General features: G+C 68.1%; 21 protein-coding genes. 13 read left to right on the forward strand and 8 right to left on the reverse strand.

The features are described 5' to 3' along the window. Positions 1 to 273: 273 nt before the first annotated feature. The 9 genes from ACZY0Y_RS03905 (at position 274) to ACZY0Y_RS03945 (ending at position 7916) form a co-directional block, all read left to right on the forward strand. Positions 274 to 576: a hypothetical protein gene (locus tag ACZY0Y_RS03905; protein ID WP_463883862.1), complete on the forward strand. Its 303-nt coding sequence runs from the start codon at positions 274 to 276 to the stop codon at positions 574 to 576. Beyond that, on the forward strand, positions 573 to 1628 hold the full coding sequence (locus ACZY0Y_RS03910) for a zinc-dependent alcohol dehydrogenase family protein (RefSeq protein ID WP_463883864.1): 1056 nt from the start codon (positions 573 to 575) through the stop codon (positions 1626 to 1628). Before ACZY0Y_RS03905 ends, ACZY0Y_RS03910 begins: the two co-directional genes overlap by 4 nt. After that, positions 1625 to 2071 (forward strand): flavodoxin family protein, encoded by a 447-nt coding sequence (locus tag ACZY0Y_RS03915; RefSeq protein ID WP_463883866.1) that lies wholly within the window; start codon positions 1625 to 1627, stop codon positions 2069 to 2071. Before ACZY0Y_RS03910 ends, ACZY0Y_RS03915 begins: the two co-directional genes overlap by 4 nt. Before the next feature lie 36 nt (positions 2072 to 2107). Then, positions 2108 to 3775, forward strand: coding sequence for a DUF4389 domain-containing protein (locus ACZY0Y_RS03920; RefSeq protein ID WP_463956861.1), 1668 nt, complete (start codon positions 2108 to 2110; stop codon positions 3773 to 3775). A 228-nt stretch (positions 3776 to 4003) separates the two neighbouring features. Continuing rightward, a complete protein-coding gene (locus tag ACZY0Y_RS03925) occupies positions 4004 to 4840 on the forward strand; it encodes a DUF4397 domain-containing protein (RefSeq protein WP_463956862.1) in 837 nt (278 codons plus the stop codon). A 79-nt stretch (positions 4841 to 4919) separates the two neighbouring features. Further along, positions 4920 to 5660 carry a class F sortase gene (locus ACZY0Y_RS03930; protein ID WP_463883871.1) on the forward strand — a complete coding sequence of 247 codons (741 nt, stop codon included), beginning with the start codon at positions 4920 to 4922 and terminating at the stop codon, positions 5658 to 5660. After that, complete coding sequence (locus ACZY0Y_RS03935; RefSeq protein WP_463956863.1) at positions 5657 to 6286, forward strand: RNA polymerase sigma factor; 630 nt, start codon at positions 5657 to 5659, stop codon at positions 6284 to 6286. The genes ACZY0Y_RS03930 and ACZY0Y_RS03935 overlap by 4 nt, the downstream gene beginning before the upstream one ends. Next, positions 6273 to 7055, forward strand: a complete 783-nt coding sequence (locus ACZY0Y_RS03940; protein WP_463883875.1) for an anti-sigma factor domain-containing protein — start codon at positions 6273 to 6275, stop codon at positions 7053 to 7055. Before ACZY0Y_RS03935 ends, ACZY0Y_RS03940 begins: the two co-directional genes overlap by 14 nt. Before the next feature lie 81 nt (positions 7056 to 7136). After that, a complete protein-coding gene (locus tag ACZY0Y_RS03945; RefSeq protein WP_463883877.1) occupies positions 7137 to 7916 on the forward strand; it encodes an SDR family NAD(P)-dependent oxidoreductase in 780 nt (259 codons plus the stop codon). A gap of 24 nt (positions 7917 to 7940) precedes the next feature. On the opposite strand, the gene ACZY0Y_RS03950 is transcribed toward ACZY0Y_RS03945, so the two are convergent. From ACZY0Y_RS03950 to ACZY0Y_RS03965, 4 genes are all read right to left on the reverse strand, one after another. Next, on the reverse strand, positions 7941 to 9059 hold the full coding sequence (locus ACZY0Y_RS03950; RefSeq protein ID WP_463956881.1) for a sulfite oxidase: 1119 nt from the start codon (positions 9057 to 9059) through the stop codon (positions 7941 to 7943). 116 nt (positions 9060 to 9175) lie between these two features. After that, positions 9176 to 10030: an SDR family oxidoreductase gene (locus ACZY0Y_RS03955; RefSeq protein ID WP_463883879.1), complete on the reverse strand. Its 855-nt coding sequence runs from the start codon at positions 10028 to 10030 to the stop codon at positions 9176 to 9178. A 4-nt stretch (positions 10031 to 10034) separates the two neighbouring features. Then, on the reverse strand, positions 10035 to 11039 hold the full coding sequence (locus ACZY0Y_RS03960) for an aldo/keto reductase family protein (RefSeq protein ID WP_463956864.1): 1005 nt from the start codon (positions 11037 to 11039) through the stop codon (positions 10035 to 10037). 40 nt (positions 11040 to 11079) lie between these two features. Continuing rightward, positions 11080 to 11715 carry a hypothetical protein gene (locus ACZY0Y_RS03965; protein ID WP_463956865.1) on the reverse strand — a complete coding sequence of 212 codons (636 nt, stop codon included), beginning with the start codon at positions 11713 to 11715 and terminating at the stop codon, positions 11080 to 11082. A gap of 228 nt (positions 11716 to 11943) precedes the next feature. Between ACZY0Y_RS03965 and ACZY0Y_RS03970 the strand changes: the two genes are divergently transcribed. Next, positions 11944 to 12375, forward strand: coding sequence for a YchJ family protein (locus ACZY0Y_RS03970; RefSeq protein WP_463956866.1), 432 nt, complete (start codon positions 11944 to 11946; stop codon positions 12373 to 12375). Here ACZY0Y_RS03970 and ACZY0Y_RS03975 read toward each other — a convergent pair. The 4 genes from ACZY0Y_RS03975 to ACZY0Y_RS03990 form a co-directional block, all read right to left on the reverse strand. Continuing rightward, on the reverse strand, positions 12372 to 13241 hold the full coding sequence (locus ACZY0Y_RS03975) for a hypothetical protein (protein WP_463956867.1): 870 nt from the start codon (positions 13239 to 13241) through the stop codon (positions 12372 to 12374). The genes ACZY0Y_RS03970 and ACZY0Y_RS03975 overlap by 4 nt on opposite strands. A 165-nt stretch (positions 13242 to 13406) precedes the next feature. Continuing rightward, positions 13407 to 15419, reverse strand: coding sequence for an acyl-CoA dehydrogenase family protein (locus tag ACZY0Y_RS03980; protein WP_463956868.1), 2013 nt, complete (start codon positions 15417 to 15419; stop codon positions 13407 to 13409). Between the two features lie 64 nt (positions 15420 to 15483). Continuing rightward, on the reverse strand, positions 15484 to 15822 hold the full coding sequence (locus ACZY0Y_RS03985; RefSeq protein ID WP_463883887.1) for a hypothetical protein: 339 nt from the start codon (positions 15820 to 15822) through the stop codon (positions 15484 to 15486). A 206-nt stretch (positions 15823 to 16028) separates the two neighbouring features. Further along, on the reverse strand, positions 16029 to 16439 hold the full coding sequence (locus ACZY0Y_RS03990; RefSeq protein WP_463883889.1) for a PepSY domain-containing protein: 411 nt from the start codon (positions 16437 to 16439) through the stop codon (positions 16029 to 16031). A gap of 153 nt (positions 16440 to 16592) precedes the next feature. On the opposite strand from ACZY0Y_RS03990, the gene ACZY0Y_RS03995 reads away from it, so the two are divergent. The 3 genes from ACZY0Y_RS03995 to ACZY0Y_RS04005 are packed head-to-tail and all read left to right on the forward strand — an operon-like array spanning position 16593 to position 22395. Continuing rightward, on the forward strand, positions 16593 to 18041 hold the full coding sequence (locus ACZY0Y_RS03995; protein WP_463956869.1) for a DUF3375 family protein: 1449 nt from the start codon (positions 16593 to 16595) through the stop codon (positions 18039 to 18041). A gap of 2 nt (positions 18042 to 18043) precedes the next feature. Beyond that, positions 18044 to 18913: a DUF4194 domain-containing protein gene (locus ACZY0Y_RS04000; protein WP_463956870.1), complete on the forward strand. Its 870-nt coding sequence runs from the start codon at positions 18044 to 18046 to the stop codon at positions 18911 to 18913. Then, positions 18910 to 22395: an ATP-binding protein gene (locus ACZY0Y_RS04005; RefSeq protein ID WP_463956871.1), complete on the forward strand. Its 3486-nt coding sequence runs from the start codon at positions 18910 to 18912 to the stop codon at positions 22393 to 22395. The genes ACZY0Y_RS04000 and ACZY0Y_RS04005 overlap by 4 nt, the downstream gene beginning before the upstream one ends. Positions 22396 to 22435 lie beyond the last annotated feature (40 nt).

Genomic DNA, 22435 nt, shown 5'->3' on the forward strand with positions numbered 1-22435 from the left:
GGGCGGTTCCTGCACGGCCATTGGGGGATGAACTGCTTGCTTGTCAGTTGTACGGTCTCGCTCGAACCGTGGGGAAGGAAAAGGCATTCCGCTCTTTCCCGCGCCTGCGGGACCGGGGCGGAAGACCGCAGCCAAAATGACTGTCACCAGCGATTTTTGCACTTATGAGTCCGCTTACGGGTTGCGCGGGAGCTCTGATGCCCCGTGACCCACAGGCAACACGGCAGCCGTGCCGCCTCCTACCACGCACACCCCTCCCACGGGGATCCCCGCATGGGGGTTCTCATACGGATCGACGCCATTGAAGAGTCGGCCCGGGTCAACGTTCGGGGCGTCGTCACGCCGGCAAACATCCGGGCCCTCTATGTCGTCTGCCGCCGCGTGACAGCCAAACTTCCCGACTACGAAATCGTGGTGGACCTTGCTCACGCTCGCGTGAGCGCTGAGGCCATTGAAGAACTCCACGAGCACGCCCGCAGGTCAGTCGTGTCATCCGGCATCGACGCCTCGGTAACACGGTGCCGTCTGCGCATAGTGGACCCGCCGACCATCCTCAGAATCAAGGAGAACGCATGAAAGCCCTCGTCTACGGTGGTCCCGGAGAGAAGTCCTGGACGGACGTCCCCGATCCCAAGATCCAGAATCCCAGCGACGTGATCGTCAAGGTGGACACCACCACGATCTGCGGCACAGACCTCCATATCCTCAAGGGAGATGTTCCTGCCGTGACCAAGGGCCGGATCCTGGGCCATGAAGGCGTTGGAACCATCACCGAAATCGGCTCCTCGGTCACCAGCCTGAAGGTGGGCGACCGCGTCATCATTTCCTGCATCAAGTCCTGTGGCCACTGCGCCAACTGCAAGACCGGCCTCTACTCGCACTGCATGGGCGAGGAAGGGGCATCCGGCATCGGCTGGGTGTTCGGCCACCTGATCGACGGCACCCAGGCCGAATACGTCCGTGTCCCCTACGCCGAAAACTCCCTCCACCTGCTCCCTGCGGGCGTCACCGACGAACAGGCCGTGATGCTCTCCGACATCCTCCCCACCGGCTTCGAGATCGGGGTGCAGTACGGCCGCGTCAAGCCGGGCGACACGGTCGCCGTCGTGGGCGCCGGCCCGGTCGGGCTCGCCGCCATCGCCACTGCCGGTCTCTACGGAGCCGCCACCATCATCGCCATCGACCTTGACCCGAACCGGCTGGAAAAGTCCCGCGAGTTCGGCGCCACTGACGTTGTCCTCTCCGGCGACGCCGACTGGAAAGAGCAGGTGCTCGCGCTGACCGACGGGCAGGGTGTGGACGTCGCCATCGAGGCTGTCGGCATCCCCGCGACCTTCAGCATGTGCACGGACATCGTGCGCCCAGGCGGCAACGTGGCCAACGTCGGCGTGCACGGCAAGTCCGTGGAGCTGCATGTGGAGAACCTCTGGATCCAGAACATCAACATCAGCATGGGCCTGGTCAATGCCAACACCACCCCGATGCTGCTCAAACTCGTGGCACAGAAAAAGGTGCCAGCGGAGAAGTTCGCCACCCACCACTTCCGTTTCGACCAGTTCCTGGAGGCCTACGACACGTTTGCCCGGGCCGCGGAAACCAAGGCGCTCAAGGTCGTGATCACAGCATGAAGGCCCTGGTTGTCTACGATTCGGCGTACGGCAACACCAGATCGGTAGCCGAGGCGATCGCTGGCTCGCCAGGCAGGCTGCAGGCGAGCTCTGTCCCGGTCGGCGACTTCAAGCCCGAGGCGCTCGCGGCGGGGGACCTTCTTGTGGTCGGCAGCCCCATCAACGGATGGCGCCCGACGCCGAAGATCACCGCGCTGCTCGCTGCCCTGGGAGACGGTTCCCTCAAGGGTGTCAAAGCCGCGGCGTTCGACACCCGGGTCCGGATGTTCATCCATGGGGATGCCGCCAAGAAGATCACTCATGCCCTGAAGGCAGGCGGGGCAGACATCATCGCCGAACCCATGCCCTTCTTCGTGTTGGGCAGCGAGGGTCCGCTGCGCGAGGGCGAAATCGAGAAAGCCCAAGGCTGGGCACGAACCCTACTCACCTCACTCACGAGTTGAGTCTGCTGATCTGAGTCATCTGAAAGGACGGCGGCCATGCGACCAGGCCGGATAGTCATGCTGGTGCTGGGAACGCTCAGCGCCCTCCTCGGGCTGGGTCTGCTGGCAGGCGCCGGCGCCGCGGGCTTCGCCAACTACCTGCAGCGCGACAACGGGTACTTCACGACGCCGTCGGAACGGTACGTCACGAACTCCTACGCCCTGACAACACCCCGCCTCGACATCATGACCGAGGGCGGCGTGCCGGACACCGTCCCGGTTGGCGTCGTTGGAAGTCTCATGCTGAGCGGTTCGGCGGTTTCCGGCAAGGAAATCTTCATCGGCGTGGGGCCGCGTAGCGCGGTCGCGGCCTATCTTGACGGCGTCAGCCATTCGGAGATCACCGAGGTGCGGTTCAACCCCTTCCGGGTGGCGTACCGGGATGTGGCCGGAGCCAGGGTTCCGGCAAAGCCCGCTGAGCAGGGCTTCTGGGCCGCGTCCGCCACGGGCGCGGGCGAGCAGCAGCTCGAATGGGACCTGCGCTCCGGCAGCTGGGCCGTGGTGATCATGAACGCCGACGGCAGCGCCCCTGTGGCCGTGGACATGAAGGCCGGAGCCCGCTCCAACCTGCTGTGGCCCGTCTTCGTCGGGCTGCTGGTCGGCGGGATCGTGTTCCTGCTCATTGGTATTCCCCTGATTGTGTTCGGCGCCGCCGGACTGGGCCGCGGCAGGAGCGGACCGCCCCAGCCCGGGCAGCCGCAACCCCCGCCCGGGCAGGGCCGGCCCATGACGGGGGCGGCCGCCCCCCAGCTCTACGCGGCGGGAGCGGTGCCGGGTGCGGTGCCGGGCGTCCCGCCGGGTTCCAGCGTCGCTTATCCGGCCCGCCTCAGCGGCTACCTGGACCCGAACCTGTCCCGCTGGAAGTGGCTGGTCAAGTGGTTCCTGGCGATCCCGCACTTCATCGTGCTCTTCTTCCTCTGGTTTGCCTTCGGCGTGGTCACCATCGTGGCGTGGTTCGCGATCCTGTTCACCGGGCGCTACCCGCGCTCGTTGTTCAACTTCAACGTCGGGGTGCTCCGCTGGAGCTGGCGCGTGGCCTTCTACTCCTACGGGGCGCTCGGCACGGACATCTATCCGCCCTTCACCCTGGAGCGCACCGACTACCCGGCTGACTTCGACGTCGACTATCCCGAGAAACTGTCCCGCGGCCTGGTGCTCGTGAAGTCCTGGCTGCTGGCCATCCCACACCTGCTGATCGTCGCGCTCCTGACCGGCACGGCCCAGACCTGGGTGTACCGCGACGGCCATTGGGTGCAGGTCGGCATCGGCGTCTCGCTGCTCGGGCTGCTGGTCCTCATCGCCGGGGTCGTCCTGCTGTTCACCGGCGTGTACTCGAGGGGGCTCTTCGACTTCCTGATGGGGCTGAACCGCTGGGTCTACCGCGTTGGCGCCTACGTTTCCCTGATGCGCGACGAATACCCGCCGTTCCACCTGGACATGGGGCCGCGGGATCCGGGGGACGCCCCCGTTTTTCTCCCTGCGGCGCCTCCTGCCGGGCCAGGATACGTCCCGGTTCCTACTGGCGGGTCCAGCGGAGTGGCAAGTCCTGCCCCGCCCGGGCCAGCCGAGGGTCAGGCAGGCTTCTACGTCATCGGCGGGCCCGCGGCCTCGAGTCCGGACAGTCCGGAAGATCCCGCCGGCCCGGACAACCCGCCGCGCGCCTAGCACGCGCGGTGCGTGTCCAGCCGCGGCCGGGCAGCTCACCAGAGCCGCCCGGCCGCTTTGTTGCGCCTGCCGCACAGTGCTGACCAACACTTCACGGCTGCGCCAGCCGCCGTGCCCGCGCCTTCTTCAAAAGTATCTACATGCATGTGCATCCAAACGGCCCCGTGCGCCGGTAGTAGGGGTGTAAGCAAAAATCGCCCGCCCGGCGGGCCGTTGAAGGAGAAGTAAATGCGTACCAGCCTTTTCACCGCAGGCGCCGTGGCGATCGCGGCAGCTCTCGCTCTTGCCGGCCCCGCCCAGGCGGCCGAGTCCGACGCCCAGCTTTCGGTGCTCCACGGCGTGCCCGGACTGACCGTTGACGTCTGGGTCAACGGCGAACGCACCCTCGACGACTTCGCCCCCGGCACCCTGGCAGGTCCGCTGGCCCTCCCGGCAGGCGACTATGACCTTGCCATCACCGCATCCGATGCCGCCGACGCTTCCGCCCCGGTGATCGGGCCCGTCAAGGTCACGCTCGCCGCCAACGGCAACTACACGGCCGTGGCCAACCTCGACGCCGAGGGCAAACCGACGGCCAACTTCTTCACAAACGACGTTTCACAAATCGATCCCGGCAAGGGCAAGCTCACTGTCCGCCACACGGCAGCGGCGCCGGCCGTGGACATCCTCGCCGGCGGTTCCCCCGTCATCTCCGGCCTGGCGAACCCCAAGGAGGAGACGCTGACGCTGGATCCCGGCACCCTGTCCGTTGCGGTGGCTGCCGCCGGTACCACCGCTCCGGTGATCGGCCCGGCCGATCTGACGGTCGCGGAGGGCACCCACACGGTGGTGTACGCGTGGGGCAGCCTCACAGACAAGAACCTGTTGCTGGCCGTGCAGAACATTGAGGGCCTGCACTCCGCCCCTGCAGGCGTTCCCGGCGCACGTTCCGGTGCCGCTGACACCGGAGCCGGCACCGCGGATCAGGCAACCGCGACCGTAGGGATTGGCGCCGTTGTCCTCCTGCTGCTTGCCGGCGGGGTCGCCGTGTCCCGCAGGCAGCCGGCGCTCCGCCGCATCCGCTAGCCCGCAACCGCTAGCTCCGGCCGCCCGGCCATCCGCCGGGCGGCCGGCCCCTGAGTTTCACCACGGCAGGAGGACAGACATGAAGCGCACGACGACGGCGCAGGTCATCCGGCGCCGATCTTCGCCTGCCCTGCGGACGGCCGACCAAGCCTCCGCCGCGCGGATCGCGGCAGCCGCAGCCGTTACGATGGCGCTGCTGATCGCGGGGTGCACCGCACCCCAGGAGGCCATGACTGCGCAGCCTGTGCCCGCAGAGAGTACGGCCCCGGGCGCGGGGCGGCCCGGCGCCGGGCCCCCGGCGCAAGCGACAACCGTTCCCGCCCCGAGGCCAGCAATCCCGGTCCGGCCGGCAACCCCGCTGGCCCCGGCGCCCAAGGACCTTGCGCCGCGCTTCCTCACCGTGGAGGGAACCACCATCGACATGCCGATCGTGGAGGTGGGAGTCAGTCCTGACGGGGCTATGGAGATCCCCGAGCCTTTCAACGAAGCGGGCTGGTACCGCTTCGGCCCTGCTCCCGGGGCCGCTGCCGGCACCGCGGTGGTCGCGGCGCACGTCGACACGACCTCCGATTCGGCGCCCTTTTCCCAACTCAAATCGCTCGCGCCGGGCACCCTCGTGACGGTCCGGCGCGAAGGGGCCAAGGCCCTGACTTTCCGGGTGACCGGTGTGGAACTCATGGCCAAGGACGCCTTCGACGGCGCGTCCATCTTTCGGCGCGACGGCCCGCCCCAGCTGAAGCTGGTGACCTGCGGCGGCCGATGGCTGGACGAACAACAGGACTACGGCGACAATGTGATTGTCACGGCGGTGCCGGCATGATGCAGGATGCAGCGCTCACCGTCGCCACCAGCAGCGGGAAGGAGCCGGCCTTGGCACCTTTCGAGGCTTCTTCCGCTTGGGACGCGGGACTCAATGAGTCTTTCGTTGCCGGTGACGAAACGGCGTTGGCAGAGGCCTACCGTCAGTTCGCGCCCCTGGTGCATACGCTGGCGCTGCGCTCGCTGCGCGACAACTCCGCGGCTGATGACGTCACCCAGGAAGTGTTTATCCGGGTGTGGCGCTCGCGGTCCAGGTTCGACCCGGCGAAAGCACGGTTACCGGCGTGGATCGTGGGCATCACGCGGAACGTGATCACGGACGCGCAGGCGGCCTCGATGCGGGAAACCCGGAAGGTGCTGGCCGCCGTCGAACTCTCCCCGGACCCGGAGCAGGCCGCCGGCCACGCCGCCGCCGAAGTGCTGGCCGACCGTCTGCTGCTCGACGGGGAGCTGGAACGGCTGGGGGAGCCGCAAGGATCAATCCTCAGGCTCGCCTTCTACGATGACCTGACGCATTCGCAGATTTCACAGAGACTGGACCTGCCGCTTGGTACGGTCAAAAGCCATATCCGCCGCAGTCTGTCCCAGCTCAGAAGCCGATTGGAGGTAGACCGTGCAGCATTTTGATCCGGAGTCCCTGAGCCTGCTGGCCCTCGGCGAAGAGCTCGGAGACGACGCCGCGGACCACCTCCGTTCCTGCGCCAGTTGCGCAGCGGAGTACCGGGGCTTCCGCCGCGCCGTCCTGGCGGCGAAGCCCGGACGGCCGGACGCCACCGCACTGGAACCCCCCGGGCCGCAGGTGTGGGCAGGAATCCACCGCTCACTGGGGCTTTCCACCGCTGTCGCCGCCGACCCGCTGGGATCCCGGACGTCGTCGCCGTCACCAGCGCCGTCCGGCTCCCCAACGACGCTGCCGGCCCGGGCGGAACGGACCGGACGGAAGCGGGAACCGCGCGGGAGGTCCGTTTGGATCCGCCGTCCCGGGGTGTGGTTGGCGGCCGCCGCGGCCACAGCGCTGCTGGCGGCGGGGGTCTTCTGGTCCGTGCAGCAGAACCAGCCGGCGGTGCCCCCGCTGGCTCAGGCCAAACTGGCGCCCGTGGACCAGCATTCCGCTACCGGCTCGGCCCGGGTCGTAGAAGCCAAGGACGGGCAGCGCACCCTGGAGGTCCGGGTCGACAAGAACGAGGCGCGCGGTTACCAGGAGGTCTGGCTGATCGCGCCGGATTTGTCCCGGCTGGTGAGCCTGGGGGTCATGACCTCCGAGTCCGGGACTTTTTCTGTGCCGGCCGGCCTGGATCTGGGCGAGTACCCGATCGTGGACGTGTCCGACGAACCGGTCGACGGCAATCCGGCGCACTCCAGCGTGAGCATTGTCCGCGGAACCCTTGCGTCGTGAACCGATCGGCCTCTTGCCAGCGGACCCCGGCAAGAACATAGTGGAGGGAATTTACCACTCCACGGCGGGAGGCAGGCGACCATGCTGAACAACGAGGTGCCGGGAGGCGGGCTGCTGCAGGGCAAGACCGCGCTGGTCTACGGTGCGGGGGGTTCCATCGGCGGTGCCGTAGCCCGGGCTTTCGCGGCGGAGGGCGCCTATGTGCACCTCGCCGGTCGCACTGCGTCGCCGCTGGAGAAGGTGGCCCGGGACATCCTGGAGGAGGGCGGCCGGGCGGAAACCGCCGTCGTCGACGCCCTGGACGAGGAACACGTCGACGCGTTTGTGGACCGGGTGGCCAGGAAGAACAAGCGGATCGACATCTCTTTCAACGCCATTTCCTTCGGCGACATCCAACAGCCACTCATGGACATTGACGTCAACGACTTCACCCAGCCCATCACTCTGGCCACCCGCACCCATTTCCTCACGACGCGGGCCGCGGCGACGCACATGATCAAGCAGCGCTCGGGGGTGGTCCTGATGTTCGGGGGCTCCGGACCTCAGACCCTGCCGGGGCTCGGCGGCTTCAAAGTGGCCCTGGACGCGATGGAAGGACTGCGCCGGCAATGGGCCCTGGAACTGGGCAAACACGGAATCCGGGTGGTGACGATGGTGTCCGGCGGCATCATCGAGACGATCCCGTGGCAGACGGAAGGGCGCGAGGAGATCATCGTGGAGATCGCCAAGTCCGCCCATCTCAACCGCACCGCAACCCTGGCCGACGTCGGAAACGTCGCCTGCTTTGTGGCCTCGGACAAGGCCGGGGCCATCACCGACGCAACAGTCAACATCTCCGCCGGCGCGATCGTTGACTATTAGGAGCCCGTCTCGGAGGGCTGCCGGCTACTGGACCGTCACCTTGATCCGTTGCACCACGTTGTTGCCCATGCCCTGGTAGTTCCAGGCCTGCTCCAGCGGCTGGGTGGCCCCGGTGGCGTCCGTGGCGCGGCAGGCCAACTCGTGGTCGCCGGGATCAGCCACCCACGGCATGGACCAGGCGCACCAGGCGAACGGCGCGGCCGGGTGGGCAAGCTGCGCCGGCGCCCACTTGCCGTCGATTCCCACCTCGACACGCTGCACCGTACCCGCGCCCGACCAGGCCCGGCCGGTCAGCATCACCGGACCGGCCGGCGCCACCCGGCTCCGGGTGAAGAAATCCGGCACACCCGGCGGGATCATCAGCGAGCGGACCTTGATCCAGCTGACCGGAGTGCCGGCGTCGTCCGCGTCCTGCTGGTAGCGGTAGGCGACCGACTGCTGGAAACCATCGAACGGCTTGGTCAGCACCTTGATCGAGCACAGCCACTTCACGCTCGCCATGCCGTACCAGCCGGGGACCACCAGCCGTAGCGGGTAGCCGTGCTGCGGCGGCAGTTCATTGCCGTTCATCCGGTACGCCAGCACAATGTCAGGCCGCAGCGCCTCGGCGATCGGAAGGCTCCGGGCGAACTGCTGCCGTACACCACCCTGGATTCCCGTGTCCGCGCCGGTGAACACCACCTCCACGGCATCGTCCTGCACCCCGGCCTGGGCCAGCAGGTAGGCAAGCCGGACCCCGGTCCAGACCGCTGTGCCAACGGCCTCGAGCTGCCAGGGCTGGCTCAACGGGCGCGGCCGCAGCAATGAGCGGCCGTTGCCGGCGCATTCCAGGGTCACGGGGACGCTGATCTGCGGTGCCCGGCGGAGCGCTTTGAGGTTCAGCTCCAGGGACCGTTGCACTGCGCCGCCGATCTGCAGGTGCCAGTGGTCGGCGTCTATGAACGGGATGTCGAAGTGGGTCAGCACATAGTGCAGCCCGGGCGGCGTGGTGTCGGTCCGCAGCGCCTCGAGCGGCATGGAATGGTTCCGGGCGGCGAGCTGGAGTTCCTCCGCCGTGAGGGGGCCATGGCTCGGTTCACCGGGGTGCGGCGTGAGCTTCCGGCCGTGGCGCGGTGTCTTGAGGATGGACGAGTGTCGCGACATCTGCTTTGGCATGGCACTGCGATTCTGTTCCGGACCAGCCCGGCTTTGGACCGGTGTCACCCGTATTCAGGTCTACGCCGCAGCCCGGTAGCCGTCAATACTGGGCCAGCCCCCAGCTAGATCGTGTGCGACTCGGCCAGGAACTGCGCCAGGGCCAGCGGTTCACGGCCGGTGAGTTCGTGGACGGCCGACGTCGGCCCGGCCAGTTCGCTGGCCGCGATCGCCGTGTAAGTACTGACCCAGGCGTCCACCTGCCACGGCGGCGCCCCGTAGGAGGCGCGCGAGGCGTAGGCCTCCTCGAGGGTCTCGTTGTGGAACGTGATGATCCGGCCGGTCCCGGCGGTCAGGAGGTCCGCGGCCGCCGCCAGCGAGATGTCCTCCGGCCCGGTCAGGTCGTACGTTCTGCCGATGTGCAGGGCGGGGTCCCGGAGCACGGTCACGGCGGAACGGGCGATGTCCGCGCGGGCAACGGCCGCCATGGCGCCGTCCCCGGCGGGTCCACGGATAACCCCGTCCTCGCCGGCCAGCAAAGGCAGGAAGTCCAGGTAGAAGTTGTCCCGCAGAAAGGTGAAATCCATCCCGGAGGCCCTGATGTGCTCCTCGGTGGCGAAGTGGTCCCGGCCGAGGGTGAACGTGCAATTGGCCGCTGCGCCGAAGAACGAGGTATAGACGATGTGCTGCACGCCGGCCGCGGCCGCCGCATCCACGAAGGTGTAGTGCTGCTGCAGCCGGTCTTCGGCCTCGGCGGCTGAGACCATAAAGAGCGTCTTCACCCCCTCGAGGGCCGCTTTCGCGAGCACCTGATCGGCGTAGGTGACAACGACGGGGACGCCGCCTTCCAGTTCCGGCGCCCGGCCGGGGTCGCGCACGAGCAGGCGCAGCGGGCTGCCGGCGTCGGCCAGCAGGCGGGCCACCAGGCCGCCCAGGTGTCCGGTTGCACCGGTGACGGCGAGCGTGGGCAGGCCGGTCACGGGACTAGGCTTCCCGGGAGGCGGGCGACTTGGTCTGCGCCGGGTCGCGTTCGGCGAGCGAGCCGATTGCGGCGTCGATCTTCTCCATGATCCCGGTGTCCAGCTTCACGCCGGCGGCCGCGACGTTCTTTTCAATCTGCTCCGGCCGGGACGCGCCCATGATGGCGGAGGCCACGTTCTTGTTCTGCAGCACCCAGGCGATACTCAGCTGGGCCATGGTCAGCCCGGCCTCGTCCGCGATCGGCTTGAGCTGCTGTACGCCGGTGAGGACCTCGTTGGACATCCAGCGCTCGATCATTTTCGAGCCGCCCTTGGAATCCGTGGCGCGGCTGCCCTCCGGGGCCGGTTTGCCGGGGTGGTACTTCCCGCTCAGCACACCCTGCGCCATCGGCGACCAGACGATCTGCGAGAGGCCAAGCTCCTCGGACGTCGGAATCACCTCGGCCTCGATGACCCGCCACAGCATGGAATACTGCGGCTGGTTGGAGATCAGCTGGAAGCCGAGTTCCTTGGCGAGGGCGTGGCCGTCGCGGATCTGGCTGGCCGTCCATTCGCTGACGCCGATGTAGAGCGCCTTGCCCTGCCGCACGATGTCCGCGAAGGCCTGCATGGTCTCTTCCAGCGGGGTCTCGTAGTCGTAGCGGTGGGCCTGGTAAAGGTCCACATAGTCCGTCTGCAGCCGCGTCAGGGAGCCGTTGATGGCCTCCAGGATGTGTTTGCGGGACAACCCGAGATCGTTGTGGCCCTTGGGGCCGGTGGGGCCGAAGACCTTAGTAAAGATTTCCAGCGACTCGCGCCGCTCATCCTGGAGGGCCTTGCCCAGCACGGTCTCCGCCGCTGTGTTGGCGTAGACATCCGCCGTGTCGAAGGTACTGATACCGGCGTCGAGCGCGGCCCGGACGCACTGGGTGGCGACCTCGTTCTCCACCTGCGAACCGTGCGTGAGCCAGTTGCCGAAGGTGATTTCCGAAATCTTGAAGCCGCTGTTCCCGAGGTATCTGAATTCCATGGGTTCCAACGTATCGGACTTGACTGCCGGGGGTAAGGCCTCAGCCGGCTTTGCGCTCCTGGGCTGGCTGCTTCAACTTGCTGACCGGAAGGTTGCCGTGCAGGGAGACGAGCGAGCCCGTGTCCAGCAGGTATTTCGCGGCGGGCATCGGGGCTTTCTTGAAGGCCGGCGGGACGGTGCCGAGCTGGCCGTTCCGGTCCGTGGCGGACTCCACGAGCGGTGCCACGGCCGAGAGGTCGCGTGCGGGAGCCGCGGGGTCCGGGAGTTCGCGGACCGAGACTTTGACGGCCGGGGCGGCCTCCGCCTTGGCGCGGGCGGCGGCGCGGGCATCGGCCCGCGCGACGGCTGCGGCCCAGTCCGGCGACAGGGCGGGTTCCTTCTTGGCCGGCCGGGCGGGTTTGGCTGCCTTCGCGGGTTTGGCAGCCCCCGGCTGGCGGTGCTCGCTGGTTGCGACGGACCGGACCGGGAGGTTCGGCTCGACGGTATCGGCGGTTCTGCCGCCGGTCCGGAACAGGCCTCGTCCCAGAGCCATGACGGTCACCGCGGTCAGGCGGCCGAGGCCGGCGATCACCAGCGTGGCCACGAAGACCAGGAAGAGACCGAAGAACATGGCGAGCGCCACTGCCAGGGTCCCGAAGAAGGTCAGGTTGAGGGCGATGGTTGTCGGATCTCCCATGTCACCTCTCCTAGCCGGCCTTGCCGCGACGTGTCCCGCCCAGAGCGGCGGTAACGGCACCCCTTAACCATACGTACTTTTTTTCCCCTGACACGCAGGCAGGCGGGCCTCGCCGCGGAGACGTGTCAAAGCTGTTAGAGGTTCCGCCCTCCCAACGCCACCGGAGCGTGCGTCTATAGTCGGAAGGAGCCCCGCCGGCACGGTCCGGCCCCCCGGAAAGGACACCTTGTGACGCCCCCAGCCGCCGCCCGCCCCGGAGCCCCCAATCCCGGTCAGGCCCCGTTCCGCGGCAACTGCCCCTGCCTTTCCGGCGAGAAGTATGGCGAATGCTGTGGCCGATTCCACACCGGCGAGGCGCAGGCTCCGACGGCCGAACAACTGATGCGTTCCCGGTACAGCGCCTTCGTCGTGCTGGACGCCGGCTACCTCCTGCGGACGTGGCATACGGACACCCGGCCGGCCGCATTGGAACTGGATCCGGAGATGCAGTGGCGGCGGCTGGACATCGTCTCCACCACGCGCGGCGGCCCGCTGGACACCGAAGGGACCGTTGAGTTCAAGGCCCATTTCCGGCACGACGGCGAACGCGGAGTCCACCACGAGACGAGCCGCTTCCTGCGGGTCGACCGCCGCTGGTACTACGTTGGCGAAGCGGCCTAGCGTTCCTGGACCGTTTCCACCGGCGTGAATCCGGCGCGGTCCACTTTGCGGTGGAAGTGCATGCCGGCGGTTCCGCCGAGGACGGCTGCGAGCAGGGCCACTGCGGCCACCACCACTGCAGCGATGATGCTGGTGGTGGTCAGTTCACCCTCGTTGACCGGGATGCGCGGGAAGCTGTTGAGCTGGGCCAGGATGTTGTACTTCTGGCCTGCCACGAGGCCGAGAATGGCGACGACGACGGCGGCGATGAGCGCCCAGACCCACACCATAAAGCCCTGCTTGGCACCGTTGAAGCGTGCCATCCGGCCGGCGACGTAGCCACCGGAGTAGTAGGACACGAACAAGATGACCAGCAGAACAATGATGCCGACGAGTCCCACGGTTTCGTTGCCCGAAGTGACCGTCGCATTGACGTCCGTATTGGTGGCGAGGCCGACGGCGGTGCCGGCGGCGGCGACCAGCGCGGTCAGCAGCACGGCCATTCCGGTGGCGGCGAGCCAGCCGAAGAAGGCCGAACCGATCTTGATGCCGCCGAACTGCTCCTTTTCACGGGCCACCACGGTTTCGCGGGTGGGGACTTCCTCGACGACAGTGTCGCGGACGGGCTCGTCGTGGCGCACGGCCGTCACCGGCTGGGTGCGGGTCGGTTCGCTGCGGACCGGTTCAGCGCGGACCGCTTCCTGGGCCCGGGTGGGTGTTTCCGCCGCGGCGCCGGTCGGGATGGCGCGGGGGTCGTTGGTGCGGACAGTGTCGTCGCGTGCAGCGTCCTGCCGGGCGTCGTGGATCCGGGCATCCTGGCTGACGGCCGCTTCCTCGTCACGGGCGCGTCGGGGAGTGTGATCTTCGGGGCCTGCTGGGTTGCTCATGAGGACTGCTCACTTTCACTGAATGACCCGGGCCCATTATTTGGGCCGGGCACCGCAAGGCGGAGACCGGTGTGCAGGTCTCACGTCCAGCTAATCATGGGCATCACAAGGTAGCAAGGATGCTTACTATTGATGGTTGGTGGCGCTCACGGCTGGCGCGCCGTGTCAGCGGTACTTCCGGTGCAAGTTAACCTTCACGGACGCGCGCGGGCTGGCGTCGGCAATCCACGGTCCGGTGCCTTCGGACTGGTCCAGCACACCCGCCTCCAGCCACTCGTAATCGCCGGCCAGGACCTTGCGGGAGAGCACGTGGTCGCCGTCGTCGGTGTTCTTCCAGAGCTGGTCGAAGTATTCGTCCACCCGGACGCGGGCCTGTTCGCAGAACGCCTCGGCGAGTTCGTAAGCGGAGGCTCCCTTTTCCGGGGAGGTCCGCAACAGCATTTCGGCCCGGGAGCAGGCCGCGGCCATGGCGAACAGTTCCGCCCCGATATCCACAATCCGGCCCAGGAACGCCTGTTTGTGCTCAAGCTTCGCCTGCCAGCGGCCCATCCCGTAGAAGGTCTGCCGGGCCAGCCGCCGGGAGGACCGCTCGACGAAGCGCAGCTGCTTCGCGAGCCGGCCGAAGTCGCTGTAGGAACGCGGGTCCATGCCGGCCCCGGCGACGAGCCTGGGCAACCACTTCGCGTAAAAACCGGAAGCGCCGACGGCGGCCCGGGCCTTGTCGGACAGGCTCGCGTCCTCGGAGGCGAGATCCCCGGCTGCCGCGAGGTGCGCGTCCACGGCCTCCCGCGCGATCAGCAATTTCATGATCTCCGAGGATCCCTCGAAAATCCGGTTGATCCTCAGGTCGCGGAGCTGCTGCTCGGCCGGCACGGCGCGCTCGCCGCGGGCCTCGAGCGAGTCCGCCGTTTCGAAGCCACGCCCGCCGCGGATCTGCACCAGCTCGTCGGCGATCCGGCAGCTGATCTCGGTGGACCACAGCTTGGCCAGGGCGGCCTCGATCCGGACGTCCTTCTGCCCGGCGTCGGCCATTTCGGCGGACAACTCGAAGACGGCGTCCAGGGCGAAGGCGTTGGCCGCAATGAAGGCGATTTTCTTGCCCACGGCTTCATGCTTGCCCACCGGCCGGCCCCACTGGGTGCGGGCGTTGGACCACTCGCGGGCGATCTTCAGGCTCCACCGCCCGGAAGCGACGCACAACGCAGGGAGCGCGAGCCGGCCGGTATTGAGCGTGGTGAGGGCGATCTTCAGGCCCTGCCCCTCGCGGCCCAGCCGGTTGGCCGCGGGTACCCGGACCTGGTGGAAGCGGGTGACGCCGTTTTCGATGCCGCGCAGCCCCATGAAGGCGTTGCGGTTTTCCACCGTGATGCCGGGGGAGTCCATCTCGACGACGAAGGCGCTGATCCCTCCCTTGTGGACGGTGCCGTCCGCCCCGGTGCGGGAGGGGACCACCGCCATGACCACCACGAGCTCGGCAATCACGCCATTGGTGGTCCAGAGCTTCACGCCTTCCAGGATGTAGGAATCGCCGTCATCGGTGGGGACGGCGGTGCTGCCCATCCGTGCGGGGTCGCTGCCGACGTCGGGCTCGGTCAGCAGGAACGCGGTGATAGCCCCGGCGGCGCAGCGCGGCAGGTACTCCTGCTTCTGCTCGGGGGTGCCGAACACCTTGACAGGCTCGGGGACGCCGATGGACTGGTGCGCCGAGAGCAGGGCGCCGAGGCTGGGGTGGACGGAGCTCAGCAGAGCCAGCGCCCGTCCGTAGTAGACCAGCGAGAGGCCAAGGCCGCCGTAGTCGCGGGGGATCTTCATGCCGAAGACGCCCAGAGCGGCGAGGCCCTTGAGATAGTCATCCGGAATCAGTGCGTCGCGCTCAATGGTGCGCCCGGACATGGTGCGGCAGTAATCCGTGAGGCGGGCCATGAACTCTTCGCCGCGTTCGACGTCGTCAGCGGGGGCTTCCGGCCAGGGGTGGATCAGGCTGAGGTCAAAGCTGCCGAGGTACAGTCCCTTGGCGAAACTGGGCCGGTCCCAGCTGGCCTCGCGGGCAGCTTCGGTGATGGCCCGCGCGTCGGCCGCGGTGGCGCCGGGACCGAGCAGCTCCGGCGGGACCGGGACATCCGCGGCGGGGCTGTCGGCGGGGTTCTCAGTGGCTGGATTTTCAACGGCGGAGCTCATCGGGCATCTCCTCTAACCGGGGTCACCGGCTCGAGCCCTGGATCCGCCGTGGGTGGAGGACCCTTCAGCTGTCCCGCAAGACTACCCGCGGGTAGGTGCCGGTGCTAGGGGCCGATTGGCCCATAATTTCGGCCGCGATGTCCCCGACGAAGTCACCGGCACTGCCACCCGGAAGCTCCACTCTGGCGGCGTGATGGACCAGCCGGTCCCAGGCGTGGTTGATGCCGTGGACAAGCCCCAGCAGGATGTTCGCGGCGATGAGCCAGGCGAGCCGGCCGACACCCACCAGCACCATGGCCGCGAAGGACGCCGTCATCATAAAGACTGTGAGGACCAGGGCAAACATGAGCGTTCCGATGAACACCAGCGTTGCCGTTTCCACTGCGCTTAGGTCGAACTGCATTCTTCCCCCTGCACCATTGCTTCGGTTGAATCAGTAGCCCGAGCGTAGGGTGCGGGAGGTTGGCTAGCCAGAGTCCACGGCGCGTGCCGGGATTCTTGATACGGGATCGAAATGCTACCGGGGCGTAGGTCACGGGGCGGTTGCGGCGGCCTCACGGCCTGCCCGTCACGCCCCGTAAAACCCCGCGCTGTGGTCCGTTGCTGCGGTCAGTCGTCGTCCCGCTCGGGGGAGCCCTGGCCCAGGACCTGGAAGTCTGCGCCGAGCTGCACTTCAACCTGGGTGCCGTCGTTGAGCCGCACCTCCACCTCGTAGGCGGTGCCGTACTCGTTCTCCCGCTCGACTTCGCGCACAGTGCCCTGGCCGACCCGGGCGAGGGCCGCGTTTCCCGCCTTGTCCCGGTCCTCCGCGGTCAGCGCGGGCAGGTTGGAATCGTCGTCGTGTCCGGGGGCGTCGGCGGTGGCTACCCGGAGCGACCGCTGGAGTTCGGCCGCGGCGTTGCTGGCATCCGGGAGCCGGAAAGCGGCGGTCGGGGGGCTCGCTGCGACTGCAACTGTGGCGCCGCCGAGAATCGCCGCCGCGGCCGCCACTCCCGTGATCAGTAGTGCTTTCTTGCCCATGACAAACTCCTCTCAGGTGATGTTCCCAGTCTGCTCCCGCAGGCAACGGCGCACAACGATGAATGCAAACCGGGGCCTGCGTTAACCTTGTAGCTGGCAGTTTTTCCTTATCCGCTGCCCCATCCCGATCCCCCGGCAGCTGAAGGAGAGTGCGTGTCCCGTTCCGCCCTGTCCTCCGCCGACGCCATCAGCGCCCGGCTGCGCGACCTCGAACTCCTCACCAAGGGGCCGGCCTGGGCGCTGACCCGCTCGGCACCGTGGGTGATCGCGGTGCTGCAGGCGTCCTTCACCCGCACCCGGCCGCAGCTTCCGCTGGAACAGTTCCACGCCGACGTCGACGCCTTCCTTGAGCAGCTCCGCCGCCAGGACCCGGCACTGGGTGGCTCCGCCAACGGGAAGACCTTTGGCGATGAGTGGACCCGCAAGAACTTCCTCACCCGCCGGAACCAGTCCGGGCAGATCGTGTACGAGGTCACCGAACCCGCCGCCCGGGTCCTCGCCTTCCTGGACAGTCTCTCCAGCGAACGCTCCACGCTCAACGGTTCACGGCTCGGCACGCTGCTGGGCGACGTCGAGAAGCTCGCCAACGAGACGAACCCGGACCAGAGCGCCCGGCTGGAGTCACTCGAGGAGGAGATCGGCGAACGGCGCCAGCTGATCGAGGACATCAGCTCCGGCGACTTTGACGGGCTGCTCGACGACGAGGAAGCCGTGGAGGCCGCCGGGAACATCCTGGACCTCGCGGCGAGCCTGCCCGCGGACTACAAAAAAATGCGAGACCGGATCGAGGAGCTGGTGGGCGAGCTCCGCAACCAGATCATCGAGGAGTCCCTCAGCAAGGGCGCCACCATGGCCCAGGTGCTCGAAGCCGACAAGCGTCTCCGGCAGAGCCCCGAGGGCAGGACCTTCCGTTCCTTCACAGCGTTCCTGGAGGACCCGCAGCAGCAGCTGCGCTTCCGTTCGGCGATCGGCGAGGTCCTCAGCCGTCAGTTCGCCGATGACCTCAGCCATGACGAACGCGAGACGCTGAAGAACCTCGTCGCGGAACTGCGGACCCAGCACAGCCAGATCCAGCGGATCTACGGCAAGCTCAGCGAAAGCCTGAACACCTACGTCCAGAGCGACGACTTCCGCCAGTCCGTCCGGCTCCGCAAGGTCCTCCGGGAGGCCGAGCAGGCCATCCGTTCCCTGCCGTACGAACGCGAACGCCCCGGACTGGTCCGCGGCCCGGTGCTGTTCAACGCCGGCTTCGAATCCCTCGCCATGGTCAAGCTGTTCGACCCGGACGAATTCGCGGCCCCGCCCAAGCTGGCCGACCCGATCGCCTTCAGCGACTCGGACCGGGTGCGCTCGCCGCGGACCGGGAAAGCGAGCCCCGAAGCGGTCCGCGCCGCGTTCGCCGGCGCTTCCACCCTGGCCGGGGCCTGGGATCAGCTCCCGGCCGGGGAACGCCACATCAACTCGATCCGTGCCCTGCTCTCCCACGCCCTGCACGAGGGCGCCGGCTTTGACCGCGGGTCCTGGGAAACTCTCGACTTCGAACAGATCGACGGCTCCACGCGCACCGCGTACCTGCCGGTCGTCACGCTTAAGAAGGACTGAAGATGACTGAAGACATCACGACGGCGGACGTGCAGCCCGCGCCTGCGGCGGCGGAGCCGGCCCAGCACGTCCACGTCGACCCCTTCACCGTCACCCCGCGGGACACCTTCGTGGACGGCGCCGCACTGTTCCCGGGGGACACCGGTGTGCTCCCGATGAAGGTCCGCCAGGCCCTCGTGAAACTCCTCAAGGGCCCGTACATCGACGGCGGCCGGGACGAGAAGCTCTGGACCATCCTCTTGGACAACCAGCTGATCCTGCGCAGCCGCCTGTCCGAACTCTTCCTGACCCTGCAGATGGACCACGAACGCAAGGTGGCGGTGCTGCGCCCGGTGGACCCCGAGGCCATCGGCGGCAGCACGCGCTCCAGCATCCTGCGCCAGCAGCGGGCCCTGAGCCGCGTCGAAACCATCGTGCTGCTCCGCCTGCGCCTGCTCCTGGACCGCCACGTCACCGCCCAGACCGACCCCACGATCACACGCCAGGAAATCGCCGAACTCGTGGCCCACTACCAGCCCGCCGGCCAGCAGGACGCGCTGCGCGATTCCGACGTCGTCAACCGCGCCATCACCAAGCTCCTGGCCCGCCAGCTCCTCCTGACCACCGGCCTGGACGAGGTCTACACGATCTCCAACGCCCTCCCCCTGGCCCTCCCCTTCGAAAACATCGGCGACATCCCGGCCCAGATCGACGCCCTCATTGCGGCCTCCACCGACCCCTCCGGCACCGAACCGCTCCTCGAGCTCGACGGCGACGCGGTAGGCCCGGGGGAGGATGACTCGGACGACGGCGATGCCGTCGATCCGGTTACTGACAGCAGCGGTGACGCCGCGAAAGGCGACCACACTGAGGAAGCGGAGGACGCCAAGTGAGCATCGCGACCATGCTGCCGATGGGCGACCTCACCAACCCGGGCCAGATGCGCCTCGCCCTCGTCCAGGTGGTCAACTGGGGCACCTTCCATGGCGCCCACACGATGCATGTGGACCGCAACGGCACCCTGCTGACCGGCAATTCCGGCGTCGGCAAGTCGACGCTGTTCGACGCGATGCTCCGGGTCTTTGACGCGAGGCCGCGCTCCAACGAGGCCGCCGCCCAGCGAGCCGGCGGCGCGGTGGAGGACAAGCGCACCACGTTCACGTACATGCGCGGCAAAGTGGGGGACAAGGCGGTCGGGGAGGGCTCGGCCAGCGCGTTCCAGCGCGCCGGCGCCACCTGGTCCGCCGTCGCCCTGACGTTCGACAACGCTGCGGGCACCCGGGTGACGGTGTCTGCGCTGTTCGACCTGCCCAAAAACGGCACGGAGTCCAGCGTCGGCCGGTACTACCTGATCGACAACAAACCGCTGGACCTCACGGCGCTTGAGGGCATCGCCGAGAAGCGCTTCACCAAATCGGCGCTGGATGCAATTTTCCCGGACGCCCAGGTCTTCGATGTCCACAAGGCTTTCGCGGAACGCTTCCGCCGCCTGCTCGGGATCAATTCGGACCAGGCACTGCCCCTGCTGCGCGTCATCCAGGCCGGCAAGGGCCTCGGCGGCAGCGTCAACAATTTCTTCCGCGACCAGGTCCTGGACGCGCCCGCCACGTTGGCCGCAGCCGATGACGTCGTCGAGGAATTCAGCAACCTGATGTCCATCCGGCAGCGGCTCGAGGACGTCCGGCAGCAGCGCGACCAGCTGGCACCGGTCCCCGGGCTGAACAAGGAGTATGCCCAGTCGCTGCTCGACGCGAACCGCCTGCGGGACCTCGCCGGCGGGGAATTCGAGGCGTACAGGCAGCAACTGGCCGTCACGGTCCACGAGAAGACGCTCGCCCGGTTCAAGGACCTGGCCCAGGCGAAAGCCAAGGAACTCGGCGCCGAACGCGGCATCCGGGACGGGCTGGCCAAGGAGCTGCGCCAGCTCGAAGCGGACTACAACAACCAGGGCGGCAACGCGATCTCCGCGATCGAGCAGTCGCTTGAAAACGCCCGGGTGGGGCTCAAGCTCCGCCAGCAGGTGGAGGAATCAGCCCGGAAGGCCCTCGCCGACGCCGGCCTGGAACTTCAGTGGTCCCCGGCCGGCTGGGAGCAGGCGCACGAGCACGCAGCCGCCCGCTCGGCCGAGCTCAAGGACGACGCGGAAGCGCTCAAGGAACTGCGCTTCGAGGCGTTCGACGGCCACGCGACCCGGAAGCGGGAGCTCGCCGCAGCCCAGCAGGAACTGGTGTCGCTCAAGACGCGCAAGTCGCTGCTGCCGCCGTCGAGCATTGAAAACCGCAGCGCGATCGCGGCGGCCACCGGCGTCCCCGAGGAGCAGATGCCGTTCGGCGGCGAACTGATCGACCTCGCGGAGGGCCACGAACAGTGGCGGCCGGCCGCCGAGCGTGCCCTGCGCAGCCTCGCCACCACGCTGCTGGTCCCCGGCGAGCACTTCGCCGCCGTCACCCGCTACCTCAACGACCATTCCGTCCGCGGTGCGCTGCGCGCGGTGGACGTCTCGAAGCCCCTCGCCGGCGGCGCGCTGGCCGTGGAGGACGCGGCCGACGGCGATCTGCTCACCAAGCTGGACATCCTCGCCCTGGGTCCGGCAGCGGACGCCGGCGAGTGGATCCGGGAACGGATCGCCCTCGATTTCGCCTACCCGTGCGTTGAGGACCCGGACGAACTGGCCCGCCTGGACAAGGGCCTCAGCCTGGGCGGCGTGGTCAAGCGCAACCGCCACACCGTGGAAAAGGACGACCGCTTCGCGTCCCGGCAGGACTATGTCCTCGGCTTCGACAACGCCGCCAAGCTGGAACTCGTGGCCGCGCAGGTCGAGGACCTGCAGCAGGAACTGGCCAGGGCCGCCGAGCTCGCGCAGAGCCGGGAAGAGTCGCACCAGGGGATGAGCCGGCAGCTCGAGGCCCTGCGCCGCGTGGCCGAGGACCACCGCCCCTGGGAACAGGTCTCGGCCGTTGTCGCGGCGGACGAACTCGCCCGGATCGAGCAGCGACTCAAGGACGCCCTCGCCGCGCAGGCGGACCTGGAACCGCTGCGCGCCAACATCGAGGCGGCCCGGCACAAGCACCAGTCCAGCACCGAGGCCGCTGCAGTGCTGCAGAGTGAATACAAGGCCGTCGATGCGCAGCTGTCCACCGCCGATTCGCTGCTGGACGCCGCGCGGGCACGCCTGGAGCAGTCGCCGCCGTCGGACGCCACCGTCACGGCACTGGAACCGTACTTTGCGGACTTCGGCGACGTGCTCGAGATGCATGAGCTGGACAACCTCGCCAACCAGGTCCGGACCCGGCTCCTCGCCGAGCTCCACGGGGCCGAATCCCGCGGCCAGGCCACCTCCGAGCGGCTCACCCGGATCTTCGAGGGCTTCGTCCGCGAGTGGGGCACGGCGATTTCCGCGGACCACGGCACCTCGATCGGGGCCGCGGGCGAATTCGAAGCCCGCTACCACGCCATTGTCAGCGACGGGCTGCCCGCACAGGAGGCCGAATTCCGGCAGTTCTTCAACCAGCGAACGCACGAGTCCTTCAGCACCCTGCTGCACCTCCTGGACGAGGAACGCCGCTCCATCACCAGCCGCATCCTGCCGCTCAACGGGATCCTTTCCGAGGTCAACTTCCACGAGGGCAGCTTCCTGGAACTGGACATCAAGCAGACCCTGCCGGCCACCGCGAAGCAGTTCAAGGACGCCATCCAGAACGCGCTGAAGGTCCGGCACACGCGGCCCGGGAAGGCCGCCGCGCCGGCTCCAGGTGTCGCCGGGGCGGAAACTGACGACGACGCCGAGCTCACCAACCGCTACAAGTCGCTCGAAACGCTTGTGAAGCGGCTGGGCTCGCAGACCCCGGAGGACCGGCGCTGGCGAGCCGACGTGCTGGACGTCCGGGGGCACCTCTTCATCCAGTGCAAGGAGCACCGCGAGGTCCAGGGCTCCGGTTCCAAGCCGGCGGCCACGGGCGGACGGAGGAAGACCGAAGTCTTTATGCATGCGGACACCGGCTCGATGTCCGGCGGCGAGCGGCAGCGCTTCACGGCGTTCATCATGGCCGCGGCGCTGAGCTACCAGCTGGGCATCGCCGAGCAGGGCTTCACCACCTACGGGACGGTGATGATGGACGAGGCGTTTGTGCTGGCTTCGGAGGAATTCGCCGGCGCCGGCATCAAGGCGCTGCACGAGTTCGGCTTCCAGCTGCTCCTGGCCGCACCGGAAAACGTGATCGACCTGTCCCGGCACCTCGGCTCGGTCACCGAGATCCTGCGGGACAAGCGCACCAACCGCTCCGGCGTGCTGACGGCCCCCGTGATTGGCCCGCGTCCCGGCTCCGAGGGAACCTGGCGCTCCGAGGCGAACCCGGTGGACATCGTCCTCCGCTGACCGGCGTACGTCCAACCCCAACGCGGGGTCACCTACCGCC

It is taken from the genome of Pseudarthrobacter kochi (genome assembly GCF_055412805.1).

Coding starts and splice junctions, on each gene's coding strand:
- ACZY0Y_RS03980 (WP_463956868.1), bottom strand. CDS start 15,419: ATGAGCTCCGCCGTTGAAAATCCAGCCACTGAGAACCCCGCCGACAGC.
- ACZY0Y_RS03975 (WP_463956867.1), bottom strand. CDS start 13,241: ATGAGCAACCCAGCAGGCCCCGAAGATCACACTCCCCGACGCGCCCGT.
- ACZY0Y_RS03960 (WP_463956864.1), bottom strand. CDS start 11,039: ATGGAATTCAGATACCTCGGGAACAGCGGCTTCAAGATTTCGGAAATC.
- ACZY0Y_RS03935 (WP_463956863.1), top strand. CDS start 5,657: ATGATGCAGGATGCAGCGCTCACCGTCGCCACCAGCAGCGGGAAGGAG.
- ACZY0Y_RS03910 (WP_463883864.1), top strand. CDS start 573: ATGAAAGCCCTCGTCTACGGTGGTCCCGGAGAGAAGTCCTGGACGGAC.
- ACZY0Y_RS03920 (WP_463956861.1), top strand. CDS start 2,108: ATGCGACCAGGCCGGATAGTCATGCTGGTGCTGGGAACGCTCAGCGCC.
- ACZY0Y_RS03905 (WP_463883862.1), top strand. CDS start 274: ATGGGGGTTCTCATACGGATCGACGCCATTGAAGAGTCGGCCCGGGTC.
- ACZY0Y_RS04000 (WP_463956870.1), top strand. CDS start 18,044: ATGACTGAAGACATCACGACGGCGGACGTGCAGCCCGCGCCTGCGGCG.
- ACZY0Y_RS03915 (WP_463883866.1), top strand. CDS start 1,625: ATGAAGGCCCTGGTTGTCTACGATTCGGCGTACGGCAACACCAGATCG.
- ACZY0Y_RS03945 (WP_463883877.1), top strand. CDS start 7,137: ATGCTGAACAACGAGGTGCCGGGAGGCGGGCTGCTGCAGGGCAAGACC.
- ACZY0Y_RS03990 (WP_463883889.1), bottom strand. CDS start 16,439: ATGGGCAAGAAAGCACTACTGATCACGGGAGTGGCGGCCGCGGCGGCG.
- ACZY0Y_RS03930 (WP_463883871.1), top strand. CDS start 4,920: ATGAAGCGCACGACGACGGCGCAGGTCATCCGGCGCCGATCTTCGCCT.
- ACZY0Y_RS03965 (WP_463956865.1), bottom strand. CDS start 11,715: ATGGGAGATCCGACAACCATCGCCCTCAACCTGACCTTCTTCGGGACC.
- ACZY0Y_RS03985 (WP_463883887.1), bottom strand. CDS start 15,822: ATGCAGTTCGACCTAAGCGCAGTGGAAACGGCAACGCTGGTGTTCATC.
- ACZY0Y_RS03950 (WP_463956881.1), bottom strand. CDS start 9,059: ATGTCGCGACACTCGTCCATCCTCAAGACACCGCGCCACGGCCGGAAG.
- ACZY0Y_RS03925 (WP_463956862.1), top strand. CDS start 4,004: ATGCGTACCAGCCTTTTCACCGCAGGCGCCGTGGCGATCGCGGCAGCT.